This is a genomic window from Gilliamella sp. Bif1-4, from assembly GCF_001690535.1.
Lineage (GTDB): Bacteria > Pseudomonadota > Gammaproteobacteria > Enterobacterales > Orbaceae > Gilliamella > Gilliamella bombi.
Map to the genome: position 1 here is coordinate 1 of NZ_LZHC01000002.1, position 6,187 is coordinate 6,187.

Annotated in this window: 8 protein-coding genes; all 8 read right to left on the minus strand. The window is 38.0% G+C overall.

Annotated elements, in window-relative coordinates; genetic code table 11:
- Positions 1 to 483 (minus strand): DDE-type integrase/transposase/recombinase (locus A9G25_RS00030; protein WP_141674942.1); only part of this gene is annotated, 483 nt, incomplete at its 3' end.
- Positions 480 to 761: an IS3 family transposase gene (locus tag A9G25_RS00035; RefSeq protein ID WP_065625218.1), complete on the minus strand. Its 282-nt coding sequence runs from the start codon at positions 759 to 761 to the stop codon at positions 480 to 482. The genes A9G25_RS00030 and A9G25_RS00035, both read right to left, overlap by 4 nt.
- Positions 665 to 2,122: a VENN motif pre-toxin domain-containing protein gene (locus A9G25_RS00040; protein WP_065625219.1), complete on the minus strand. Its 1,458-nt coding sequence runs from the start codon at positions 2,120 to 2,122 to the stop codon at positions 665 to 667. Before A9G25_RS00040 ends, A9G25_RS00035 begins: the two co-directional genes overlap by 97 nt.
- Before the next feature lie 305 nt (positions 2,123 to 2,427).
- Positions 2,428 to 2,838 carry a DUF596 domain-containing protein gene (locus tag A9G25_RS00045; protein WP_218057487.1) on the minus strand — a complete coding sequence of 137 codons (411 nt, stop codon included), beginning with the start codon at positions 2,836 to 2,838 and terminating at the stop codon, positions 2,428 to 2,430.
- Positions 2,816 to 4,057, minus strand: coding sequence for a VENN motif pre-toxin domain-containing protein (locus A9G25_RS00050; protein WP_081297072.1), 1,242 nt, complete (start codon positions 4,055 to 4,057; stop codon positions 2,816 to 2,818). The genes A9G25_RS00045 and A9G25_RS00050 overlap by 23 nt, the downstream gene beginning before the upstream one ends.
- 294 nt (positions 4,058 to 4,351) lie before the next feature.
- On the minus strand, positions 4,352 to 4,885 hold the full coding sequence (locus A9G25_RS00055) for a hypothetical protein (protein ID WP_065625221.1): 534 nt from the start codon (positions 4,883 to 4,885) through the stop codon (positions 4,352 to 4,354).
- Positions 4,886 to 4,892: 7 nt separating this feature from the next.
- Positions 4,893 to 5,240, minus strand: coding sequence for a hypothetical protein (locus A9G25_RS00060; protein WP_065625222.1), 348 nt, complete (start codon positions 5,238 to 5,240; stop codon positions 4,893 to 4,895).
- A gap of 14 nt (positions 5,241 to 5,254) precedes the next feature.
- Positions 5,255 to 6,187: VENN motif pre-toxin domain-containing protein (locus A9G25_RS00065; RefSeq protein WP_176701038.1), on the minus strand; the 933-nt coding region annotated here is incomplete at its 5' end.

Here is a 6,187-nt window from a genome sequence, read left to right on the forward strand (position 1 = left end):
GTCTATGTAGCGACTGGTTTGCCTAGCAATCACTTTTCGTCCATATAAATCGATAATCACCGACAAATATAACCAACCTTCACCCGTTTTAATATAAGTAATATCGGTTACCCATGTTTTATTAGGCTTATCAGGATTAAATTGCCTATCTAACGTGTTGGGCGCAATATTGTGATGAGCCTTGTCTGTTTTATGCTTGAATTTACGTGCTGCTTTACTCCGTAATCCCAATTGTTGCAAAACACGGCTAATTGTCCTTTCTGAAACTTGATAGCCTGCTTCTCTTGCATCATGAAGCAGGCTTGGCGCACCCAAACGGGCTTTATGTTGCCAATACTGCTTTTGGATATACTCGCTGAGTTTAACTGATTTGTTTGCTCTTTTTAACCAAGCATAATAACCCGATGAACTGACACCAAGTAATGAGCATATCCTAGTAACGGGATAGCAGGTTAAATGATTTTTCATATAAGCGTACTTCATCGACTTGGATTGTTGATGAAGTACACATGCGCCTTTTTTAGTATATCATTAGCCATTTTCAGTTCTTTAATCTCTTTTTCTAACGCCATAATCCGCTGTTGCTCAGCGGTTAACTCTCGACGGCTGGTTTTATTCGGGGAAAGTTGCCTAATCCATTTATCTAGGGTTGATTTACCCACACCTAGATGATTGGCAAGTTCGCTGATAGAAAGGTGTGCATTAGATAACGCATAATCCACTGATTGTTGTTTGAATTCGATATTAAATTTTTTGACCATGATATTTGTCTCCTATGATTTTTGTTTATACCATAGAGGCAACTTTTGTCCACTTTTTTGGCGAGGATCACTTCATAAATAGCACGTAATTGATTTGCTTCTGGCGAGTTTGAGGTACCATCTAATAAATGTTTTATTTGTTGATAACCATTTTGTTCTTCTAATTTGTTATAATAATAATTTATGTATGTTCCTAACGCTTCATAAGCCTTTTTACGTTCAGAACGACATGCTTCACTATTTACATCAACACAAGCTTCTAATAACGCTTCTGAGGCGCTTTTATCTTTAATTCGAAGTTCCATTAACTTTTGTTTTTCTTCATCAGTTAATAAACCTTCTTCTCTATATTCTAAACCAACCTTCTTTTGATGATCTTGAGAGTTTAAATAATTATTCTCAACCGCATTTTTACCCGCAGCAACGCCAGTATTCACATCTTGGATATCACCACCGGCAGCAGCTATCGCAAGGCCTGTGGCGAGTTGTGATAGAGCACTGATTTGTTGCCTTTCTTCTTGGCTTAGGTCTTTGATGTCTTTGTTGGGGTAAAGTATGCCCGCAATAACCTCAGCACCGCGTTCACTAGCTGCAGCACCTAAGCCACCCACTAGAGCTGAGTTGCCTTGCAGCTCGGCTACCACCGCACCGAGTATGGCATGGCTGACGGTGTTGGCGAGGGTGCTTCCTTCGGTCTGTTGTTTGATAATTGTAGCAATTTTTGGCGCAAGTGCCCCTGCGGCTGCCCCTGCCATGTCGCCACTGATTAAGCCGTTGATGATACTAACCGCCATGTCAATGCCTTGACGGGTGTCACTGCCCATCGCTGACATGCCTTCGTTCATCGCCTTTTTGTAGGCGTCTTCGTAGATTTTTTGTTGCTCTTCTTCTGTTAGTCCCTTGTTTTTACCTTTCTCTTTTTCCTTTTCAACCGCTTCTTTTGCCTTGTATTCGGCTCTTATCCGGTCTATATGATTAAGCATCGTTAACGTTTCACCACCAATTTCACTCACTAACTGCGTTTGGTCGATGATGTCTTGCTCTTTTTGTTTGTTAAAAATGTGTTTGAGTTCGTTATTCGCCTGCTCAGTATCATGACTTAATTCGTTGATATCTTGTTTTTGGTCGTCTTTGTTGCGGATAATTATCGTCCCTTCCGATACCGCTGAATGCGTCGTCGAATGCTCGCTTTCGTTTTTGTTGCGACTGGTTGGCATCGATGGCATGCCGCTAGAGCTAACGCTTGCACTGCTGCTACTGACTTGGTAGTCCGCTTTGTTTTTGATATCACTAAAGCTGATTGTGCCGGTGTCAAGGCGGTTTTGGCTCTTGTCTTTCGCTTCTGAGACTATTATCGCCACGGCTAGCACAAAAACATCAAGAAAAACTCAAATAAAATCAATATCTTTCCTTACTGATTTTTTGTAAGTAAAAATAGTAACTTAATGTATTTTTTATGTTTTAGATAGAAGGAGATATGACACAATGCGCAATGCAACAAGTAGGCTTTATTTTCTACAATAGTGTATAAAAATAATAATGGTTAAAGCAGTGCTAAGCCGAAATTAGTAATAAAAAAATTAATTATCGAATTTAGTGACAGCATTAACTGTCACTTTTAACCAGCAAGTACACAAAATTTTGGATAAGTAGATAAGTTAGCAAGTTAAGTCCATTCTAAAGAACCATCTTCATTAACCCACACCGCTTCTGCTGGACAAGAATCATCAAAAAACCAATAATTATCCATTAATTTTTGCTTATCAAACATTTCATCTTCTGTTTTCGGAAAAGCTTCATAAAACAATTTTATTTGCTCTTCTATTGAACCTTCTAAAAGCCGACCATTTTTTGCTAATTTAAGACGCCCCTCTTTTAGTAACCTCTTTACAAAATAAAAAAATAATTCTTTTCTTTCTTGAAATGGAAATTTTTCTTCATTAGATTTTAGAGAAGGGAACATGTCAGGGGCAATATATGCCCATAGCCCATTAAAAGCGCTTAGTTCTGACCAATCAACAATTTCTTGATAATCATTTTCGTTTATCATGTTTTTACTTAAATTTAATTTCTGCATTTTTTCTTAAACCTCTGTATAAATTTGTTAAAGTTGGGTTATTTCTTATATCAATAGTCCAACGTGCTCCTGTATCAGAATGAGACACATTTCTTAATGTAATATCTGTACCATCTTTTAATCTTGCTGTATAAACACCATCTCTAACTTTGGTTAATGGCTGTCCAGCTAGTTCCTCCGCATAATTATATATCTGTTTATCGGTCAAATTTTGACTCTCGTAAATGCGAGTGGAGTAACGATTTCCGCCATTTTGCCTAATTAATTGCCCATCAATTTTTAAATCTGTGGTAGGATTATTTTTATCATAGATATTCCTTAATTCATCAAATCTTTCTTGCTGTTTCTGATTTTGGTATTTTTGGTTATCTTGCTTGTGCCTATTATCATCGTCATCATCAGGAGGTAATCCCGGTGCACCTCCAGCGGCAACACTTCCTGAACCAGGTACTGCATTATTGTTATTATCGTTGTTATTGGATGATTCATTATAAATTCTATCACCAAAAGTTTGGTTACCAAACATGATTGAGGCTAGTCCTTTTTTAGCCACTATTTGCGCATCTAACCAAGCTATCTGTTCTGGAGTTAATTCTTTAATTTGATTGATATCTCGTGTTCGCCCAACTTCCATGGCTTCTAGTATTTGCTCATTAGTTAAACCAAAATTTACACCCAATTGCATTAAACCATTCCGACAAGCAGGCATTTTCATACATGCTTCATAACCTTTTTCTAATCCTTTAATAGCTCCTCTAGCCAAACCATTATTCTCAACCGCATTTTTCCCCGCAGCAACGCCTGTATTGATATCTTGAATCTCACCACCGCTAGCGGCTATCGCAAGGCCGGTCGCTAGTTGTGATAGGGCGCTGATTTGTTGCCTTTCTTCTTGGCTTAGGTCTTTGATGTCTTTATCAGGGTAAAGTATGCCCGCAATCACTTCAGCACCGCGTTCACTTGCAGCAGCACCCAAGCCACCCACTAGTGCAGAGTTGCCTTGTAGCTCGGCTACCACCGCACCGAGTATCGCATGGCTGACGGTGTTGGCAACGGTGTTTCCTTCGGTCTGTTGTTTGATAATAGTCGCAATTTTTGGTGCAAGTGCCCCTGCGGCTGCCCCTGTCATGTCACCACTGATTAAGCCGTTGATGATACTAACCGCCATGTCAATACCTTGGCGGGCGTCACTGCCCATCGCTGACATCCCTTCGTTCATCGCCTTTTTGTATGCGTCTTCGTAGATTTTTTGTTGCTGCCGACAGTAATACCAAAACCACCTTTGCCATTACAAAAAAACACTAAGAAAAACTTCAATAAAATCAATGTCTTTCCTGACCGATTTTTTGCAAGTAAAAATAGTGAGTTAATATGTTTTTTATGTTTTGAATAGAAAGAGATATGGCACTATGAGAAATACAAATTGGTGTTAGAGTTCATAACTTAGTTATAAATTGAATCATATATTCCAATTCTGCGAGCTTTATCACAGAATTGGAAAAGTAAAACAAGGTTATTTAGGAATTTTCCCTGTCCACCAAATCGGCTTTTCATCCGCGCCTAAGTTATCAAAAACAGATAGCGGTATTTGTTTATAACTTATTGAGTAAGGTAATGTAGTTATAGCCACCATTACTGGCTCATATTCATAATCGGGTTCTGATTTAAAGCCCTCATAACTTATCTTGGCAGATTCAACACAATAATGAAATGCATAAAAGTAACCATCAAAAATATCATATAAAGTTGATTTTGTTCTGTCTAAATCACTTTTGGCTTTACCTGATAAAATAGGTCCCCAATCAATGGCTTCTCTATCTAACTGTTTAAACTCCTCCTCGACCAATTTCATTAACGATTCAGCCGTATCTAGCTCTTCTAACTTCAAATATCGACGATATAAACGGTCCGTTAAAATAGACCAATCTTCTTTGGGATATTTAGGCAAAAGATAATATGAAATACAATCAAAAAATAATCTCATATCACTGTCTGTACCTAGAATAAATACAGAACCCCCACCTCTAATACCAATAGTTAATAACATTATTTAATTACCTTTTATCTTTCAAAAATTCAATTTGTTTTGAGCTAATTATTCCGTTAGATTTTCGAACAATTCCGCGTCTAATTTTAAATTCTAACGCGGGTGTTAAATGCTGCCCTCTAACATCTATCCAAACTTGTTGCTGCATACCATTTGGTAAATGTTTTTGTCGTTCAAGTGCTTGTTTAGAAATATTATTAATCAGATTATCAGCGTATTTGCCTATATCATAATTTTTCACTTCTATTGAACAAGTTGTGCCATTACAAAAATCAGGTCTTACACTTCCTTTTGTACCGTGAGGGACTTCTACACCATCTTTATAACTTACTTGACCTCTATAATCTGGAGGCAAGCTGGCGCCAACATCTATTTCTGATGTGGATGAATGTGGCGACCGTTGGTTGTTTTCCCTGTATTCGGCGATGGCACCTTCGTTTTTGCACCATTTTCAAAAGTATAATAAGCACCGTTATTAGTATATATTGGGTTACCTGCGGCATCAAATTTTCCTGTATGGGTATAAACGCCGCCTTTAGGTCCGACAATATTAGCTCCTTGTGAAGTATAACCGTTAGGGAGTGTCGTTCCCTTTCCAGCAGATTTAACACTATTTTGACCAACAACCGCTGAAGCAATTATTGCTGCCGAATGCATTGCGTTATCAAATTTAATCAAGTTCCGGGCAGATTCAATACTAATCCCTAAACCTTCTGACAAATTCTGAGCTTTATATTCATTAAAAGCTGCAAGATCTTGTCCTTCTAATTTGTTTATCTGGCTCAATATTTGTTTATAACCATCATAGTACTTAGTATAGTTAGAATAAGCATCATTATAGGCTATATAATCTTCTGGTTTGATCGTTTTAAAATAACTATCGTATGCTGCTTGTAGATCTGCTCTGGCTGCACTGCATTCTAATGAACTTAAATTCTGGCAAACCGTATTTAAAATTTCATTTCGTTGCTCATCCAAAGCATTTAATACAGCGACTTGACCTTGTAGTTCTTGTTTTCGGTCATCCGAAACAATCATTATTCCTTTTTCAATTAGGTCTAATTGGGCCTGTGCATCTTTTCTCTTTTTATCTTCTGATACATTTAAATAATTATTCTCAACCGCATTTTTACCCGCAGCAACGCCAGTATTCACATCTTGAATATCACCACCGGCAGCGGCTATCGCAAGGCCTGTGGCGAGTTGTGATAGGGCGCTGATTTGTTGTCTTTCTTCTTGTGATAATTCCGCTACTGTTTTACCTGGGTAAAGAATACCCATGATAACCTCAGCACCACGTTC